Source organism: Stenotrophomonas sp. AGC87 (genome assembly GCF_057333975.1).
In genome coordinates this window covers 222,286-240,132 of sequence record NZ_JBHFHW010000043.1, presented here as the reverse complement: position 1 = coordinate 240,132, position 17,847 = coordinate 222,286, and the positions used below count along the sequence as shown (strand labels likewise).

Sequence of the window (17,847 nt, the reverse complement as noted above, 5' to 3'; positions counted from 1 at the left end):
CCCCCCCCCCCCCCCCCCCACTACCGTGTGCGCACCGACCAACGTTGGGTGCCCACCGGGCGGCATGGCCTACCCGGCATGCTGCATGATGCCTTCGGCGATCACCGCCACCTGGCGCAGCACGTCGTTACGGCCGGCATCATCCACCGTCGCGCCCTGCAGGTAGCTGGTCAGCACCCACGGTGCACCGCCGGCGAGCGGCCACAGGATCGCGATGTCATTGGTGGTGTCCTCGCCATTGCTGCCGGTCTTGTCACCCACCCGCCATGCCTTGGACAACCCGGCGCGCAGCCGCGCATCGCCGGTTTCGTTGTCGATCAACCAATCGGCCAGCTGCTGACGTGAGGCGGGCTTGAGGACGTCACCGAGCACGAAGCGCTGCAGGCTGGCCGCCATCGCAGCCGGACTGGTGGTGTCGCGCGGGTCGCCGGGGGCGAAGCGGTTCATCTCCGGCTCGAGACGGTCATTGCGGGTCACCGCATCGCCGTTGGCCCGCAGGAACGCGGTCACCCCGGCCGGTCCACCGACCATGCCCAGCAACAGGTTCGCAGCGGGGTTGTCGCTGGTGATCATGGTCGCCCGGCACAGGTCGCGCACCGTGACATCCTTGCCGATGTGCCGCGTGGTCACCGGCGCATGCGAGAGCATGTCCTGCTGGCGCACGGGCACGCGCCGGTCCAGCGACAGCCTGCCCTGGTCGGCCAGGTGCAGCACCGCTGCGGACAATACGAACTTGAACGTGCTGCACATCGGGAAGCGTTCGTCCTGCCGGTTGCCGGTACGCCAGCCGGTGCCGGTGTTGAGCAGGGTCACGCCGAGGCGCCCGCCGCTTGCTGCTTCCAACGCTGCGAAGTCTTTCGCCGCGACGGCAGATTTCGGCGAAGGCAGAGGCGTCTTGGCGAAGGCGGTGGCGGCCAATGCAGACGCGGCGGCCGCGCCGGTCCATTGCAGGAACTGTCGTCGAGCGATCATGTGGTTCTCCTTGGCGAAGGCCTGAGTATTGGCAGGTTCCCGCGCCTCCACCAGCGAGGATTTTCAGCGGAAGTCATTACGTGACCTTATGCCTCGTTACTCCCTCCCCGTGCATGAACGCGGAAAATGGCGTCATCTCGGGAAGTCGCTCGCCGCAGCAGCCCCTCAGTGCGAAGATGCATCATCCCTGCTCACGGCTCGCCCATGCTCCGCCCCCAGCTGCCGCTCAATGCCCTGCGCGCCTTCGAGGCCGCTGCACGGCACCAGAATTTCACCCGCGCCGCCTTGGAGCTGTGCGTCAGCCAAGCCGCGCTGAGCCATCAGATCCGGGCACTGGAGGACCGGCTGGGCGTGTCGCTTTTCACCCGGTTGCCGCGCGGGGTCGCCCTGACCGATGAAGGCGCCCGCCTGTATCCGGTGCTCAACGAGGCCTTCGACCGCATCGCGGTCAGCCTGGACCGCTTCGTCGGCGGGCACTTCCGCGAGGTGTTGAGTGTGGGCGTGGTCGGCACGTTCGCCACCGGCTGGCTGCTGCCACGCCTGGGGGATTTCAACGCGCGCCATCCGGATATCGAACTGCGCCTGCAGACCCACAACAACCGCATCGATCTGGCCGGTGAAGGGCTGGACCTGGCGATCCGGTTCGGTGATGGCGATTGGCAGGGGCAGGTCAGCGATGCCGTACTGGATGCCCCGTTCGCGCCGCTGTGTGCACCTGCGTTGGCACGTACGCTGCGGCAGCCGCGCGATCTTGCCAACGTGGCGTTGTTGCGCTCCTACCGCAGCGACGAGTGGCCACGCTGGCTGCAGGCCGCTGGCGCGCCGGAACTGGACGCGCGTGGGCCGGTGTTCGATTCATCCCTGACGCTGGCCAGTGCTGCCGCCGCAGGTGCGGGCGTGGCGCTGTTGCCGTTGAAGATGTTCGAGCAGGATCTTGCCCAAGGGCGCTTGATCCAACCCTTCGCACAGACCTTGGAGCTGGGCAGGTATTGGTTGACGCGACTGCGCTCGCGCACCGAAAGCGATGCGGCGCGCAGATTCCGCGAATGGCTGGAAGCGCGGTAACCCCCGGAACGAAGAGCATCCACGCATGGCGTGGATCTACACGGGCGGATGCGGCACGTACCAGCGTGCCGCATCACCCGCCGCGATCAGGCGTCCAGCAATTCCATCCACGTCTGCTCGGCCTTGCTGAGCAGAGTGGCGGTCGCTTCGCGATCACGGCCGAGCACGGCCATGCGGGTCGCATCGGCGTAATTGGAGGGATCGGCCAGCTGCCGGTCCAGATCGGCCAGCAGCGCTTCCAGCTCGCCCACCTTGGCTTCGGCGGCGGCCAGCTTGTGCGGGTTGGCCGGCTTGCGCGCGGGCAGCGGCGGAGTCGGCGGTACTGGCTCCGGGGCGGCCGCGGCCATCTTCTGCTTGGTGCCCTGTGCGGCCGGACGCGAACGCAGCCACGCCGCATAGGCATCCAGATCGCCGTCGAACGGTTCGACCACGCCATCGGCCACACGCCAGAACGTGTCGCAGACCAGACCGATCAGATGGCGGTCATGCGAGACCATCACAATCGCGCCTTCGAAGTCGGCCAGTGCTTCGGCCAGCGCTTCGCGCATTTCCAGGTCCAAGTGGTTGGTCGGTTCGTCGAGCAGCAGCACGTTCGGCTGCTGGTAAGCGATCAGTGCCAGGGCCAGACGCGCGCGCTCGCCGCCGGAGAAGCCGTCCACCGGTTCGAAGGCGCGGTCGCCGGCGAAGTTCCACTTGCCGAGGAAATCGCGGAAGGACTGGTTCGGTGCATCCGGGGCCAGATCGCGGAAGTGCTCCATCGGCGACTGCCCTTCGTGCAGCGACTCCACCGTGTGCTGGGCGAAGTACCCGATGCGCAGGTCCGGATGCGCGGCGCGCTCGCCGCTGATCGGATCCAGTTCGCCCACCAGGGTCTTCACCAGGGTGGTCTTACCGGCACCGTTCGGGCCGAGTAGGCCGATCCGCTGGCCGGCTTCCAGGCCGAAGCCTACGTTGCTCAGGATCACCGAATCGGCGCCGTAACCGGCCTCGACATGGTTCAGGCGGATCAGCGAGAACGGCAGCTTGGCCGGCGGCGCGAACTCGATGCGGAACTCGCGCTCGGCACGCACCGCTTCGGTGCCGGCCAGCTTGGCCAGGCGCTTCATGCGGCTCTGGGCCTGGGCGGCCTTGCTGGCCTGCGCCTTGAAGCGATCGATGAAGCTCTGCAGATGTGCGCGCTCGGCCTGTTCCTTGTCGTGGGCGAGCTGCTGCTGGCGCAGCTGTTCGGCGCGCTGGCGCTCGAAATCGGTATAGCCGCCGACGTACAGCTTGGCGCCGCCACCGTGCAGATGCAGGGTGTGGGTGGCCACGTTGTCCAGGAACTCACGGTCATGCGAGATCAGCAGCAGGGTGCCCGGGTACTTGAGCAGCCACTGTTCCAGCCAGAACACGGCGTCCAGATCCAGATGGTTGGTCGGTTCGTCGAGCAGCAGCAGGTCGCTGGGCATCATCAGCGCGCGCGCCAGGTTCAGGCGCACGCGCCAGCCGCCGGAGAACGAGGAGACCGCGCGCGAGTGGGTCTCGGCCGGGAAGCCCAGGCCGTGCAGCAGCTTGCCGGCGCGCGCCTCGGCGTCATAGGCACCGATCTCGGCCATCCGCTGGTGGGCGGTGGCCACCGCTTCCCAGTCTTCACGCGCCGCAGCCGCGGCCTCTTCGCGCATCACGGCGGCCACCTCGGTGTCGCCCTCCAGCACGAACTGCAGCGCCGGATCCGGCAGCGACGGGGTTTCCTGGGCCACGCTGGCGATGCGGATCTTGCCGGGCAGATCGACGTCGCCCTTGTCCGCCTCCAGCTCGCCCTTGACGGCGGCGAACAGGCTGGACTTGCCGGCGCCATTGCGGCCGACCACGCCGACGCGGTACCCCGCATGCAGGGTCAGGTCGACGTTGGACAACAGCAGCCGCTCGCCACGGCGCAAGGCGAAGTTACGAAGGGAAATCATCTTGGGGGTCCATATAACGGAATGGAATGTGCTCGTGAGCACCTTTCCTGCGACGTAATTCTAGCGTTAACGAATACTTGACGGGCCCCGGGATGCGCGGCAGGCCTCGTTTCTCTCTCCCACGACCCTGCCCGCGCTTCCCCGGGACCCTCCTGTCAAACCCCGGGCCTCACGTAAATGGTTGCTTCTGCAACGTTTTTTACGAACATGGCGAAAATTTGACAAGCGATGAATATCCCGTTAATCCGTCTATTGCGCACCGCAACAACCGCCTTCGCTGACCCGATCCTCGATGTCGTCATGTCGCTTTGGTGCCGCACCGTCACAACCGGAGCCACATCCTGATGAACCGCAAGACCAGTACGCTCGCCGCCGCCGTAGCTGTCGCGCTCGGTATGTCCAGCTTCGCCGCCACCGCCCAGGACGCCCCCGCCCGCACGGCGGCCAATACCCTGGACACCATCATCGTCACCGGCACCCGCGTGGCCGACCGCACCGTGGCCGAATCGCAATCGCCGATCGACATCATCACCCCCGAGGCATTGCAGTCCACCGGCACCACCGAGCTGGCCACCGCGCTGGCCCGCGCCCTGCCCTCGCTGAATTTCCCGCGCCCGGCGCTGACCGATGGCACCAGCGGCATCCGCCCGGCGCAGCTGCGCGGCCTCTCCCCGGACCAGGTGCTGGTGCTGGTCAACGGCAAGCGCCGCCACACCTCCGCACAGATCAACGTCAACGGCAGCATCGGCCGTGGCTCGTCGGCAGTGGACATCAACGCGATTCCGATCGCCTCGATCGAGCGCGTGGAAGTGCTGCGCGACGGCGCATCGGCGCAGTACGGCTCGGACGCCATCGCCGGCGTGATCAACATCGTGCTCAAGGGGTCCTCCTCCGGCGGCAGCCTGGCGCTGGATGCCGGCCAGTACTCGGCCGGTGACGGCAACAAGTACCAGCTCTCCGGCGACACCGGGATCGGCTTCGCCGACGGCCGCGGCAGCGTGCATGTGGCCGGCCAGATCGTCCAGCAGGACGAGAGCAACCGCGCCGGCCCCTACCAGGGCACCGCACCCAACACGGGCAACTTCCCGAACATCGGCCAGACCACCTTCGTGGTCGGCGACCCGCAGGTGGATGCAACCGCCGCCTCGGCCAATGCCAGCTTCCAGTTCAGCGACCACGTCTCGGCCTACGCCACCGCGATGGCGAGCAACCGCGACATCACCTCGTTCGCGTTCTACCGCTCGCGCAACAACCTCAACCAGGGCGCGCTGCTGGCGCAGACCTACCCGGACGGCTTCGTGCCGGAGATCAATCAGTACTCCAAGGACCGTTCGCTGGTCGCCGGTGTGAAGGGCGGCTCGGACAGCGGCTGGAACTGGGATGTCAGCTACAACTACGGCGCCAACAAGATCGATTTCCACACCCGCAACAGCATCAACTACGCGCTCGGCGTGAACAGCCCGCGCTCGTTCTACGACGGCGCGCTGGAGTACACCCAGAACATCGTCAATGCCGATGTGACCAAGACCCTGGACTGGGGCCTGGCCTATCCGGTCACGCTGTCCTTCGGCGGTGAGTACCGCAAGGAAAAGTGGGAGCAGTCGGCCGGTGAACTGAACTCCTACACCGGCAGCGGTGCACAGGGCTTCGGCGGCTTCACCCCGCTCAACGCGGTGGATGCCGACCGTGACAACTACGCCGTCTATGCCGGCCTGGAAGCTGACCTCACCGACAAGTTCTCCGCCGGCGTGACCGGCCGCTACGAGGACTACTCGGACTTCGGCGACAAGTTCTCCGGCAAGCTCTCCGCGCGCTATGCCTTCACCGACAAGGTCGCCCTGCGCGCCACCGCCTCCAGCGGCTTCCGCGCGCCATCGCTGGCCCAGCAGAGCTACCAGGCGGTGACCAGCACGATCATCAACGGCGTGTTCGTCGAACGCGGCACCTTCCCGACCACCAGCCCTGCCGCGCAGGCCCTGGGCGCCAGCCCGCTGAAGGCCGAAAGCTCGACCTCCTACAGCCTGGGCCTGGTCCTGCAGCCGGTGGATCGCCTGTACCTGACCGTGGATGCGTACCAGATCGACATCGACGACCGCATCGTTCTGTCGACCAACATCACCACCAATGACGCCGCCAACGCGCTGCTGGCCAACCTGGGCCTGCCGGGCGTCACCGCGTTCTCCTACTTCACCAACGGCGTGGACACCCGCACCCGCGGCGTGGATGCGGTCTCCAGTTACACGATTCCGTTCGCCGCCAGCTCGCTGGAGCTGACCGCGGCCTACAGCTACAACGAGACCGAAGTGAAGAAATTCATCGGCTCGCCGCCGGTGTTCGGCACGCTGGGCATCACCCAGTCGCTGATCGGCCGCGATGAGATCGGCCGCATCGAGGACAGCTACCCGCGCGACAAGACCATCCTCAGCGGCACCTGGCGTTCGGACCGCTGGGACCTGAACCTGGCGGCCACCCGCTACGGCTCGTTCACTGTGCGCAACTCGGCCACGGCCCTGCGCGACCAGACCTACGACGCCTCGTGGGTGCTCGATGCCTCGGCCAGCTACAAGCCGAGCGAGAACTGGACGCTCACCCTGGGTGCGGACAACATCCTGGACGAATACCCGGACCGCACCGTGGATCTGCAGAACTCCACCTGGGGCATGCTGCCGTACAGCAACTACTCGCCGTATGGGTTCAATGGCGCGTATGTGTACGGTCGCGTGACCTACAAGTGGTAAATGAATCTGCCTGATAAACCACATGCCCCGGCTCGCCGGGGCATGTGCGTTCTGGCCGCAGGAAACCGGGATTCCGCGCATTCACCGTTCAACGCACGGGCTGTCCCGGACAGCACATGACCTGACCACGGGGACATAGCCGCATTGCGGCCATCGATGTTTGCCCGGACCGGCCGCATCGGTGAAAATCGGGGTACCCCCCCTCTTTGCGAGCCCCGATGCACCATGACACCGACCTGATCAACATCGTTGCCGTTGGCCTTGGGCTCGCCTTCATCTTCGGCGCGCTGGCCAACAAGCTGCGTTTGTCTCCCCTGGTCGGTTATCTGATTGCAGGCATCTGCGTAGGTCCGTTCACCCCCGGCTTCGTTGCCGACCAGGCACTGGCCAACCAGCTGGCCGAGATCGGCGTGATGCTGCTGATGTTCGGGGTCGGCCTGCACTTCTCGCTCAAAGACCTGATGGAGGTCAAAGCGATCGCCATCCCGGGTGCGATCGGCCAGATCCTGGTCGCCACCCTGCTCGGCTGGGGCCTGGCGGCGTTGATGGGCTGGCCGGTGATCTATGGCGTGGTGTTCGGTTTCTCGCTGGCCACCGCCAGTACCGTGGTGCTGCTGCGCGCGATGGAAGAACGGCGCCTGCTTGAAACCACGCGCGGCAAGATCGCCATCGGCTGGCTGATCGTGGAAGACCTGGCCTGCGTCCTGGCGCTGGTGATGATGCCGGTCCTGGCCGGCGTGTTCGGGCCCGATGCGGCCAATGAAACCCATACCGTCGGCAGCGTGCTGGCCAGCATCGGCTGGACCTTCGTGCAGCTGGGCCTGTTCGTGGCGGTGATGCTGGTGGTCGGGCGCCGGGTGATTCCGTGGATCCTGGAGCGCATCGCCGGCACCGGGTCGCGCGAGCTGTTCACCCTGGCCGTGCTGGCCATCGCACTGGGCGTGGCGTTCGGCTCGGCGATGCTGTTCGGCGTGTCGTTCGCCCTCGGCGCGTTCTTCGCCGGCATGCTGCTCAACGAATCCGAACTGAGCCACAAAGCCGCCAATGATTCGCTGCCGCTGCGCGATGCGTTCGCGGTGCTGTTCTTCGTCTCGGTCGGGATGCTGTTCAACCCGGCCATCCTGATCGAGCACCCGTGGCAGGTGCTCGCCACGGCGGCGATCATCATGTTCGGCAAATCCGCCGCTGCGTTCGTGATCGTGCGCGCGTTCGGCCATCCGACCGGTACCGCGCTGACGATTTCCGCCAGCCTGGCGCAGATCGGCGAATTCGCCTTCATCATCGCCGGCCTCGGCGTGACCCTGGGGATCCTGCCGCCGACCGGCCAGGCGCTGGTGCTGGCCGGTGCGCTGATCTCGATCATGCTCAACCCGCTGGTGTTCGGCCTGCTCGACCGCTGGCTGCTCAAGAACCAGGAAACCGCCCCCACCACCGTGGAGACGGAATTGCCGCCGGGCCCGTCGCTGGATCTGCACGACCACGCCATCGTGATCGGCTACGGCCGCGTCGGCAGCGCGCTGGCGCAGGTGCTGCGCGACCGTGGCGTGCCGGTGATGATCATCGACGACAACAAGGAACACGTCGCCGAAGCGCACGCTGCCGGCCTGCCCGGTATCCGCGGCAGTGCCGCCTCCGACCGCGTACTGGCCGAAGCGCATCCCGAGCGCGCCAAGATCGCCGTGCTGGCGATCCCGCAGCCGCTGGAGGCCGGTGAGACACTGGCCAAGCTGCGCGCGCTCAACCCCGGCCTGACCCTGTTGGCAAGGGCGCACAGCGATGCCGAGGTGAAGCACCTGCTCGCCCACGGTGCCGATGGTACGGTGATGGCCGAGCGCGAACTGGCCTACTCGCTGGCCGAGATGGTGATGTCCACCCCGCCGTACCGCACGATGGGGCAGCAGCACAGCATTCCGGTGGTGTGAGGGCCGCTACACCACCGGCACGCAGATATCCGCACGCAGGATCGCCTCAGGGACCTCTTCCGGATCGTCGAGGTAGTGGTAATACAGCTCGACGTCGCGCAGCGTGTGGCCGCTCTCGGGCAGCCAGTCCCGCAGCAGCACGTCGGTGGCGGCCTCCAGCCCTGCATAGCTGCCCACATGACGCAGCACGGCATAAGCGCCACCGCCCAGCGTCAGCGCACGCAGCGGGGCCGGTAGCGCCTGCGGCGTGCGCCCGAACCCCATGCCGCAGTCGAACACGCACTCACGCGCCGGGACATCACGATGATCGGTGCGTGCGATGCCGACCAGCTGCTGCAGCTGTTCGGCCCATCCCTGCTCCGCCGCCCAGGTGAATATCTCGCCGAAGGCCTGATCCAGATCATCGAAGGCCCCTTGCCTGCGCAGCACCACCACATCGAAGGGTTCCAGCGTGGTCACCGTGACCTGCAGAGGCACCGTCTCGCCCGCCTGATCGCCCGCCGGCAGTGACAGCCGCTGCTGCCAGTGGCTGCGCAGCCCGGCATCCTCACGCAACTCGCTCGGCGTGGCATCCAGCGTCTGGCGACAGGCACGGGCAAGCGCCTGCGGGCTTTCATAGCCGACGTTCAAGGCGACCTCGGTCACCCGGCTCTCGGGCTGGCCGAGCAGGGTCAGCGCCTGCAGCAAGCGCAGGCGCGCCACCGTGCGCCCGGGCGTTTCGCCGGTCAGCGCGCGGTACAGGCGATGGAAGTGGAACGGCGACTGGTGCGCGATCGCGGCCAGTGCCTCCAGATCGGGCAAGGGATCGCCAGCGCGCAGGCGCGCCTGCAGAGGGGCGTGGGCTCGGAGATGTGTATAAGAGACAGGATCTGGGCAATGCGGCTCATGGCGGGCTCCCTCTCTAGGTGACGCTCAGCGTGCGCCGTGCCTCATCCCGCGGCGTGGCCGATCTTGCGCAGTTGGGGGATCGTCAACCGATCCTACCCCCGCGCGTAACGCCACGCCCCACACCCCACGGCGGCCGGCCCGCACCGGCCGCCGTGGTTCCTGCCGCTACGCCTTGGCCAACGCCTGCTCCAGATCCGCCAGCAGGTCGTCGATGTGCTCGATCCCGACCGACAAGCGCACCGTGTCCTCACTGACACCGGCCTTCTCCAGCTCGGCCGCATCCAGCTGCCGGTGCGTGGTCGAGGCCGGATGCGTGGCCAGGGATTTCGCATCACCGAGGTTCACCAGGCGGGTGAACAGCTGCAGCGCGTCCAGGAAGCGTGCCCCGGCAGCGCGGCCACCGGGCAGGCCGAAGGTCAGCACGCCGGAGCCGTGGCCGCGCAGGTACTTCTGCACCAGCGCGTGTTCGGGGTGGTCGGGCAGTGCGGCGTAGTTGACCCAGGCCACCTTGGCATGGCCCTGCAGGTGCTTGGCCACGGCCAGGGTGTTCGCGTTGATACGGTCCAGCCGCAGCGCCAGCGTCTCGATGCCCTGCAGGATCAGGAAGGAATTGAACGGTGAGATCGCCGCGCCGGTATTGCGCAGCGGTACCACCCGCGCGCGGCCGATGTAGGCAGCCGGCCCGAGGGCTTCGGTGTAGACCACGCCGTGGTAGCTCACGTCCGGCTCGTTCAAGCGACGGAAGCGCTGCTTGTGCTCCGCCCAGGGGAAGCGCCCGGAATCCACGATCGCCCCGCCCAGGCTGGTGCCATGCCCACCGAGGTACTTGGTCAGCGAATGCACGACGATGTCCGCGCCGAAATCGAACGAGCGCTGCAGGTACGGTGTCGCCACCGTGTTGTCCACGATCAGCGGCACGCCATGCGCATGCGCGATCTTCGCGACCGCTTCGATGTCGGTGATGTTGCCGCGCGGGTTGCCGATGGATTCGACGAACACGGCCTTGGTGCGGTCATCGATCAGCGCGCCGAACGCCTGCGGGTCGCGATAGTCGGCAAAGCGCGTTTCGATCCCGAACTGCGGCAGCGTGTGCGCGAACAGGTTGTAGGTGCCGCCATACAGCGCACTGGCCGAGACGATGTTGTCGCCAGCCTCGGCGATGGTCTGGATCGCGTAGGTGATCGCGGCCTGGCCCGAGGCCAGTGCGAGCGCGCCGATGCCGCCCTCGAGCGCGGCGATGCGCTGCTCCAGCACATCGGTGGTCGGGTTCATGATGCGGGTATAGATGTTGCCCGGCACCTTCAGGTCGAACAGGTCCGCGCCATGCTGGGTGTCATCGAAGGCGTAGGCCACGGTCTGGTAGATCGGCACCGCCACCGCGCGGGTGGTGGGGTCAGGCCGATAACCGCCATGCACCGCGATGGTCTCCGCGCGCCACTGTGATTCGGGACTGCCGTGTTCGGACATATCGCATCGTCTCCAGGTGAATGCCGACGATACCGAACAAAAAACCCCCGCCGAAGCGGGGGTTCATGCCAAACATGCATGGTGTGAGGCCCAACGGTTATCAGGCCGCCGGTACGCGTGGGGCTCAGCCCTTCACGAACACCAGCTTGCCCTCGGCCGCATCGACCCGGATCACATCGCCGTTGAGGAACTCGCCGGAGAGGATCTTCTGCGCCAGCGGGTTCTCCAGCTGCGACTGGATCGCACGCTTGAGCGGTCGCGCACCGTAGACCGGATCGAAGCCGACGTTGCCCAGCAGCTGGAAGGCGTCGTCGCTGACCTCGATGCGCAGGCCACGCTCGGCCAGGCGCTTCTCCAGGCCCTGCATCTGGATGCGGGCGATCTGCTTGATCTGCACCTTGTCCAGCGGATGGAACACGACGATGTCGTCCAGGCGGTTGATGAATTCCGGGCGGAAGTGCGCCTGCACCACCCCCATCACCGCTGCCTTCATCTGCGTGTAGGCCTCCGGGCTGTCATCGCTGCTCATGTCCTGGATCTGGTGCGAGCCCAGGTTGGAGGTCATCACGATGACGGTGTTGCGGAAGTCCACCGTGCGGCCCTGACCATCGGTCAGGCGGCCGTCGTCGAGCACCTGCAGCAGGATGTTGAACACATCCGGATGCGCCTTCTCCACTTCGTCCAGCAGGATCAGCGAGTACGGACGACGGCGCACCGCCTCGGTCAGGTAGCCACCTTCTTCGTAGCCCACATAGCCCGGAGGGGCACCGATCAGGCGCGCGACGCTGTGCTTCTCCATGAACTCGCTCATGTCGATGCGGATCATCGCGTCGCTGCTGTCGAACAGGAATTCGGCCAGCGCCTTGCACAGTTCGGTCTTGCCCACGCCGGTCGGCCCCAGGAACAGGAACGAGCCGCTCGGGCGATCCGGATCGGACAGGCCCGCACGCGAGCGCCGCACCGCGTCGGAGACCACCTTGATCGCCTCTTCCTGGCCGACCACGCGGTTGTGCAGCATGTCTTCCATGCGCAGCAGCTTGTCGCGCTCGCCTTCCAGCATGCGGTTGACCGGGATGCCGGTCCAACGCGAGACCACTTCGGCGATTTCTTCAGCAGTGACCCGATCCTGGACCAGCTTGAACTCGCTGGTTTCCACTTCCTGCGCGGCCGCCAGCTGCTTTTCCAGCTGCGGCAGCTGCCCGTACTGGATCTCGCTCATGCGGCCGAAATCCTGGCGGCGCTGGGCCGATTCCAGTTCCAGCTTGGCCTGTTCGATCTGTTCCTTGATCCGGGTCGCGCCCTGCAGCGTTGCCTTCTCCGACTTCCAGATTTCGTTGAGGTCGGAGAACTCGCGCTCCAGCGCATCGATGTCATTCTCAAGATCAGCCAGGCGCTGCCGCGAGGCATCGTCCTTTTCCTTCTTGAGCATTTCACGCTGGATCTTGAGCTGGATCAAGCGCCGTTCCAGGCGGTCCAGCTCTTCCGGCTTGGAGTCGATCTCCATGCGGATGCGCGAGGCCGCCTCGTCCATCAGGTCGATGGCCTTGTCGGGCAGCTGGCGGTCGGCGATGTAACGGTGCGACAGCGTGGCCGCCGCGACGATCGCCGGGTCGGTGATTTCCACGCCATGGTGCACGGCGTACTTTTCCTTGAGCCCGCGCAGGATCGCGATCGTGTCTTCCACGCTCGGCTCGCCCACCAGCACCTTCTGGAAGCGGCGCTCCAGCGCAGCGTCCTTTTCGATGTACTTGCGGTATTCGTCCAGGGTGGTCGCACCGACGCAGTGCAGTTCACCGCGGGCGAGCGCCGGCTTGAGCATGTTGCCGGCATCCATCGCGCCATCGGCCTTGCCCGCACCGACCATCGTGTGCAGCTCGTCGATGAACAGGATCACCTGCCCTTCGCTCTTGGCCAGGTCGTTGAGCACGCCCTTGAGGCGCTCTTCGAACTCACCACGGAATTTGGCGCCGGCGATCAGCGCGCCCATGTCCAGCGAGAGCACGCGCTTGCCACGCAGGCCCTCGGGCACTTCGTCGTTGATGATGCGCTGGGCCAGGCCTTCCACGATGGCGGTCTTGCCCACGCCGGGTTCGCCGATCAGCACCGGGTTGTTCTTGGTGCGGCGCTGCAGGACCTGGATGGTGCGACGGATCTCCTCATCGCGGCCGATCACCGGATCCAGCTTGCCGCTCTCGGCCCGCGCGGTCAGGTCGATGGTGTACTTCTCCAGCGCCTGGCGCTGGTCTTCGGCGTTTTCCGACTGCACGGTCTCGCCGCCGCGGACCTTGTCGATCGCGGTTTCGATCTTCTTCCTGTCGGCACCGGCGGCGCGCAGCGCCATGCCCAGGGTGCCGCCATCGTCCACCGCAGCCAGCACGAACCACTCACTGGCGATGAAGGCATCGCCATGCTGCTGGGCCAGCTTGTCGGTGTTGTTGAGCAGCCGGTTCAGATCGTTGCCGATCGACAGATTGCCTTCCTGCCCGGAGACCTTGGGCAGGGCCTCCAGGGTTTCATTCAAGCGTTCGCGCAATACCGGCACGTTGACGCCGGCCTGGGCCAGCAGCGGGCGCGTGCTGCCGCCCTGCTGGTCCAGCAGCGCGCTGAACACGTGCACCGGTTCGATGATGTTGTGGGCGCGGCCCACGGCCAACGACTGCGCGTCGGCCAGCGCCTGCTGGAAACGCGAGGTGAGCTTGTCCATCCGCATGTTCTTGTCCTCGATGTAAACGGGGCTGGCCGTGCCAGCACTGTCCCTGAAATGCGGTTACGGGGGCGTGTTTCAAGGGTGGATGAGATGCCGATTCAGGGTTCGTCAGGCCGTTGGCGGCCGGGCCAGCAGCGATGGTTCGGGCGGCTGCGGGACCAGGCAGCCGAGACCGGCGGGCAGGTCCAGTGCCACGGTGTAGCCCCCGGTGACGCCGTAGCCGATCCGCCACGACGACGGGAACAGATCCGGCGGCTGGAACGCGATATCCACCGCAATGTCGCTCAACGTATCGGTGACCTGCAGTGGCGTGCTGGCGGGCGCGTACTCGATGTCCTCCGCGCCGCGCGTGGTGATCACGTTCCTGCGCTGGATCGCGGCGGCCGGCACCGACGAGCGCGGCGCACCGCGCATCTGGAAGGCCCCATGGAAGCCCGTATCGACCAGCATCAGGTTGTTCTCGCGGCCCCGGATCGGAAAGCGGAGCTGCTGGAAGGGACCCCACAACGAGGAGGTGAAGACCGTCCGCCGCGTGCACGCGGCCGGCGACTGTGCCCCCAGCAGGGTCAGCGTTTCACGCGAGAGCGTGATCCGCCCCAGCGCGCGCAATACGTCCAGCCCGATCAGGTTGAGCTCGCGCGTGGGTTCGCTGTTGAACGACACATCACGCACCCGCTGCCCACCCACCTCGATATCGCTCGGTGCCACCAGGCCCGCCTGCTGGATATCGCCCTCGACGATGCGCGACACCACGAAACCCTCGGTGACCGCCAGGCCGAGCGACTCGGCCAGCGCGCGGCTGATGTGCGAGCGCGGGGCCCCGGTATCGATGATGAAAGCGGCCTCGTGGGCGACCGGTATGCCATCACGCGTGCCGTGCAGCGTGAGGGTCACCGAGGGCAGCTCATTGCTGAACTGGATCGGCACCGCCACGTCCTGCGCCCGCTCGGCTGCGGGCAGCGCGCTGCGCGGCCAGGTGGTGAAGGACGCGAATGCCGGCCGGGTGACATCGGGCACTTCATCGCCGGCCCTGAGCATCGGCACGATGGTGCGCTGGTAGTCCTCACGTACGCGCAGCATCAGGCTCGCCCATCCCGCGATATCACCCTCGATCAGCGCATTGCCCGCGAGGGTGGATTCGCACAGGAACGCCAGCCCCTGCAGCGCGGGCGGTGCATCCCGGGTTTCAGCCAGGCACTGGCGTGCGGCACGGTTGGAGGCGGCCAGCTCGCCACGGATACGATGGTAGCCCGCTGCACCGAGGTGACGGCGCGGACCGGGTGCGCCACTCATCTCACGCAATGTGATCAGCTCCGCACGCAGCACCGCATCGCTGTAGCCGAAGCCATCGTGCAATGCCACCGGATCGGCCGCCACCGTGGCCGGCAACACCGCCACGCACATGCCCAGGACCCACTTCCGCATCGCGTACTCCCATCAACATCCCCGCTCGACCCTAGCACGGGAACCACGCTGCGCTCACGCCTGCTTTCGGCAGCACGGGCCATGCTGGAGGCCGGTTTCATACGGAGTGGCGGCATGCATTACGAACTGTATTACTGGACCGGCATCCAGGGCCGCGGCGAGTTCGTGCGGCTGGCCCTGGAGGATGCCGGCGCGGGCTATACCGATATGGCGCGTGTCCATGGCGATGCGGTAATGCAGCCGTACCTGCAGGGCAAGGTTGAAGGCCTGCAGCCATTCGCTCCACCGTTTCTGCGTACCGGCCGGCAGGTGATCGCCCAGGTCGGCGCGATCCTGGACCACCTGGGCCCGGAACTCGGCCTCGTCCCGGATGCCAGCTCGCGGCGGCAGCAGGCACTCCAGCTGCAATTGACCATCGCCGATCTGGTCGCCGAGGTGCATGACACCCACCATCCGATCGCGATGTCAGCGTACTACGAGGATCAGAAGCACGAAGCCAAGGCCCGCGCCGGGTCGATGCGCGGCGAGCGCATGCCCAAGTTCCTGGGCTATTTCGAGAACGTGCTCAAGCACAACGGCGGGCGGCATCCGCTGCGGGAGCATTCCTACGTGGATCTCTCCCTGTTCCAGCTGCTGAGCGGGCTGGAGTACATGTTCCCGCGCCGCATGCAGGCGCTGTGGCCGACGCTGCCGCAACTGCGTGCGTTGAAGGACCGGGTGGAAACCCGGCCCAACATCGCCGCCTATCTCGCCTCCGAGCGGCGCCTGCCGTTCAACACGAATGGCATTTTCCGGCACTACCCGGAGCTGGACGGCGAGCAATGATGCCTCGCCGGCGCGAGCGCCGCATGCGGCGGTAGCTCACGACGATTGGTCGTGAGCAGGTAGTGGGGGGGGCTGGCCGGCTCCGCAGCGGACCGGCCCATTCGGCAGTTCACGACCGTGGGGCGTGAGCCCCCCCCCCCCCCCCCCCCCCCCCCCCCCACTACCGGGGCGTTACGTACGCTCCGCAGGCTGCTTCTGCAGCGAGAGCAGCGCCAGCAACCCGGCCAGCGCCACATACGCGCCGGTGAACTGCCAGCTGATGATCTTCGGCAGTCCTTCCAGCTGCCACGGCAGGTAGATGCCACCGCGCGGGTCCACCGAGTGGATCAGGCCGAACAGCGTCAACGCCGCAGCCACCAGCAGGAACCCGGAGGCGCGCAGCAGCTTGCCATCGATCATCGCCACCACCGCCGCGATCCACAGCATCGAGGTGATGATGAAGCCGTTGCCCAGGGTGAAGATCACCGCCAGCTCCGGCAGCCCATGGCCATCCAGTGTGGTGGTCAATGCAACGAGCTGCTCCGGTGCGATCCAGCCCGGTGCCTTGATCGCCAGCAGATAGGCCACCGAGGGCAGGAAGCCCAGCACCATCGCGCCGGCATGTTCGCGCGGCGTGGCCTGGAAGGCCTGGGTGGTGATGTCGATCGCCACGTACACGATGATCGGCGCCAGCACGGCCAGCGGCAGCCATTGCACCAGCCCGGAGATCACGCCCAGCATGCCGCCGATGCCCACGAACAGGCCGGTCAGCAGCGTGTAACCGCTGCGTGCGCCCATGTGCTTGTAGGCCGGCTGGCCGATGTACGGCGTGGTCTGCGCCACACCACCGCACAGACCGGCCACCAGCGTGGCGATGGCTTCCACCAGCAGGATGTCGCGGGTGCGGTAATCGTCACCGGCTGCGCGCGCGCTCTCGGAGACGTTGATGCCGCCCACCACCATCAGCAGGCCGAACGGCAGCAGCAGCGGCAGGTAAGTGATCGCGGTCGGCAGGCCGTCGATGAAGCCCAGCGTCGGCCACGGCAGCACCACCTGCGGCGGCACCCACTCGGGCACCTTGAAGCCCGGTGCGCCCAGCCCGGCAAGCCCGAGGCCGTAATACAGGATCGTGCCGAACACGAACGCGACCAGCACACCGGGTGCGCGGATCGGCAGCTTACGCTTGGCGATCAGCACATACAGCAGCAGGCCCAGCGTAACGAACCCGACGATCGGCGAGCGCAGCGTCTCCAGCAGCGGCAGGAAGCCCATCAGCACGATCGCGATACCGGCGATGGAGCCCAACAGCGAGGCACGCGGCAGTGCGCGGGTGACCGCTTCGCCGAAGAACGAGAGGATCACCTTCAGCACGCCCATGATCACCAGCGAGGCCATGCCCAGCTGCCAGGTGGCGATGGCGGCATCGTGCGGTGCCAGGCCCTGCCCCTTGAAAGCAAGGAAGGCCGGGCCGAGCACCAGCAGCGCCATGCCGATGCTGGTCGGCGCATCCAGGCCGAGCGGCATCGCGGTGACATCGTCACGGCCGGTACGCGCGGCCAGGCGCCGGGCCATCCAGGTGTAGAGCACGTTGCCGACCAGCACGCCGAAGGCGGTGCCCGGGAACATGCGGCCGAACACCACATCGGCCGGGAACTGGAAGATGCCGACCAGCGCCATCGCGATGAAGCCGAGGATCGACAGATTGTCGACCACCAGGCCGAAGAAACCGTTGAGATCGCCGGCAACGAACCAGCGGGGGCGTCCGGTAGGGACGGGAGCAGTGGCGGACATGCGCAGGGCGGCCGTGGGGAGGGGGTAGCCGATGGTAGGGCCTCCCCGCCCCCAGTAACAGGCGCATGGATGGAACGCCGGGAAACGTCCGCCGACGGGGGACGCGCCACCGCGCGGTAGTGCCG

At 66.9% G+C, this 17,847-nt stretch carries 11 protein-coding genes; 4 read left to right on the top strand and 7 right to left on the bottom strand.

Annotated elements, in window-relative coordinates:
- Positions 1 to 69: 69 nt before the first annotated feature.
- Positions 70 to 972, bottom strand: coding sequence for a L2 family extended-spectrum class A beta-lactamase (blaL2, locus tag ACE026_RS20115; RefSeq protein ID WP_486040595.1), 903 nt, complete (start codon positions 970 to 972; stop codon positions 70 to 72).
- Between the two features lie 204 nt (positions 973 to 1,176).
- Here blaL2 and ACE026_RS20110 point away from each other — a divergent pair, with 204 nt between their 5' ends.
- The gene (locus ACE026_RS20110; protein ID WP_486040594.1) at positions 1,177 to 2,037 is read left to right on the top strand and encodes a LysR family transcriptional regulator; all 861 of its coding nucleotides are present in this window, start codon (positions 1,177 to 1,179) and stop codon (positions 2,035 to 2,037) included.
- Positions 2,038 to 2,123: 86 nt separating this feature from the next.
- On the opposite strand, the gene ACE026_RS20105 is transcribed toward ACE026_RS20110, so the two are convergent.
- Positions 2,124 to 3,980 carry an ABC-F family ATP-binding cassette domain-containing protein gene (locus ACE026_RS20105; protein WP_455900381.1) on the bottom strand — a complete coding sequence of 619 codons (1,857 nt, stop codon included), beginning with the start codon at positions 3,978 to 3,980 and terminating at the stop codon, positions 2,124 to 2,126.
- A gap of 344 nt (positions 3,981 to 4,324) precedes the next feature.
- Between ACE026_RS20105 and ACE026_RS20100 the strand changes: the two genes are divergently transcribed.
- Both ACE026_RS20100 and ybaL read left to right on the top strand, forming a co-directional pair.
- The gene (locus ACE026_RS20100; RefSeq protein ID WP_486040591.1) at positions 4,325 to 6,718 is read left to right on the top strand and encodes a TonB-dependent receptor plug domain-containing protein; all 2,394 of its coding nucleotides are present in this window, start codon (positions 4,325 to 4,327) and stop codon (positions 6,716 to 6,718) included.
- A gap of 218 nt (positions 6,719 to 6,936) precedes the next feature.
- Positions 6,937 to 8,640: a YbaL family putative K(+) efflux transporter gene (ybaL, locus tag ACE026_RS20095; protein WP_486040590.1), complete on the top strand. Its 1,704-nt coding sequence runs from the start codon at positions 6,937 to 6,939 to the stop codon at positions 8,638 to 8,640.
- 6 nt (positions 8,641 to 8,646) lie between these two features.
- Here the strand turns inward: ybaL and ACE026_RS20090 are convergent, their stop codons facing one another.
- The 4 genes from ACE026_RS20090 to ACE026_RS20075 form a co-directional block, all read right to left on the bottom strand.
- Positions 8,647 to 9,441 (bottom strand): AraC family transcriptional regulator, encoded by a 795-nt coding sequence (locus tag ACE026_RS20090; protein WP_486040588.1) that lies wholly within the window; start codon positions 9,439 to 9,441, stop codon positions 8,647 to 8,649.
- A 252-nt stretch (positions 9,442 to 9,693) separates the two neighbouring features.
- On the bottom strand, positions 9,694 to 10,995 hold the full coding sequence (locus tag ACE026_RS20085) for an O-acetylhomoserine aminocarboxypropyltransferase/cysteine synthase family protein (RefSeq protein ID WP_152151874.1): 1,302 nt from the start codon (positions 10,993 to 10,995) through the stop codon (positions 9,694 to 9,696).
- Between the two features lie 124 nt (positions 10,996 to 11,119).
- On the bottom strand, positions 11,120 to 13,705 hold the full coding sequence (gene clpB, locus ACE026_RS20080) for an ATP-dependent chaperone ClpB (protein WP_486040587.1): 2,586 nt from the start codon (positions 13,703 to 13,705) through the stop codon (positions 11,120 to 11,122).
- Positions 13,706 to 13,810: 105 nt separating this feature from the next.
- Positions 13,811 to 15,127: a retropepsin-like aspartic protease gene (locus ACE026_RS20075; protein ID WP_486040585.1), complete on the bottom strand. Its 1,317-nt coding sequence runs from the start codon at positions 15,125 to 15,127 to the stop codon at positions 13,811 to 13,813.
- Positions 15,128 to 15,241: 114 nt separating this feature from the next.
- Between ACE026_RS20075 and ACE026_RS20070 the strand changes: the two genes are divergently transcribed.
- Positions 15,242 to 15,952, top strand: coding sequence for a glutathione S-transferase (locus ACE026_RS20070; protein WP_486040584.1), 711 nt, complete (start codon positions 15,242 to 15,244; stop codon positions 15,950 to 15,952).
- A 171-nt stretch (positions 15,953 to 16,123) separates the two neighbouring features.
- On the opposite strand, the gene ACE026_RS20065 is transcribed toward ACE026_RS20070, so the two are convergent.
- Positions 16,124 to 17,722, bottom strand: coding sequence for a SulP family inorganic anion transporter (locus ACE026_RS20065; RefSeq protein ID WP_486040582.1), 1,599 nt, complete (start codon positions 17,720 to 17,722; stop codon positions 16,124 to 16,126).
- Positions 17,723 to 17,847: the final 125 nt, after the last annotated feature.

Coding starts and splice junctions, on each gene's coding strand:
- ACE026_RS20075 (WP_486040585.1), bottom strand. CDS start 15,127: ATGCGGAAGTGGGTCCTGGGCATGTGCGTGGCGGTGTTGCCGGCCACG.
- ACE026_RS20110 (WP_486040594.1), top strand. CDS start 1,177: ATGCTCCGCCCCCAGCTGCCGCTCAATGCCCTGCGCGCCTTCGAGGCC.
- clpB (WP_486040587.1), bottom strand. CDS start 13,705: ATGCGGATGGACAAGCTCACCTCGCGTTTCCAGCAGGCGCTGGCCGAC.
- ACE026_RS20070 (WP_486040584.1), top strand. CDS start 15,242: ATGCATTACGAACTGTATTACTGGACCGGCATCCAGGGCCGCGGCGAG.
- ACE026_RS20100 (WP_486040591.1), top strand. CDS start 4,325: ATGAACCGCAAGACCAGTACGCTCGCCGCCGCCGTAGCTGTCGCGCTC.
- blaL2 (WP_486040595.1), bottom strand. CDS start 972: ATGATCGCTCGACGACAGTTCCTGCAATGGACCGGCGCGGCCGCCGCG.
- ACE026_RS20085 (WP_152151874.1), bottom strand. CDS start 10,995: ATGTCCGAACACGGCAGTCCCGAATCACAGTGGCGCGCGGAGACCATC.
- ACE026_RS20065 (WP_486040582.1), bottom strand. CDS start 17,722: ATGTCCGCCACTGCTCCCGTCCCTACCGGACGCCCCCGCTGGTTCGTT.
- ACE026_RS20105 (WP_455900381.1), bottom strand. CDS start 3,980: ATGATTTCCCTTCGTAACTTCGCCTTGCGCCGTGGCGAGCGGCTGCTG.
- ybaL (WP_486040590.1), top strand. CDS start 6,937: ATGCACCATGACACCGACCTGATCAACATCGTTGCCGTTGGCCTTGGG.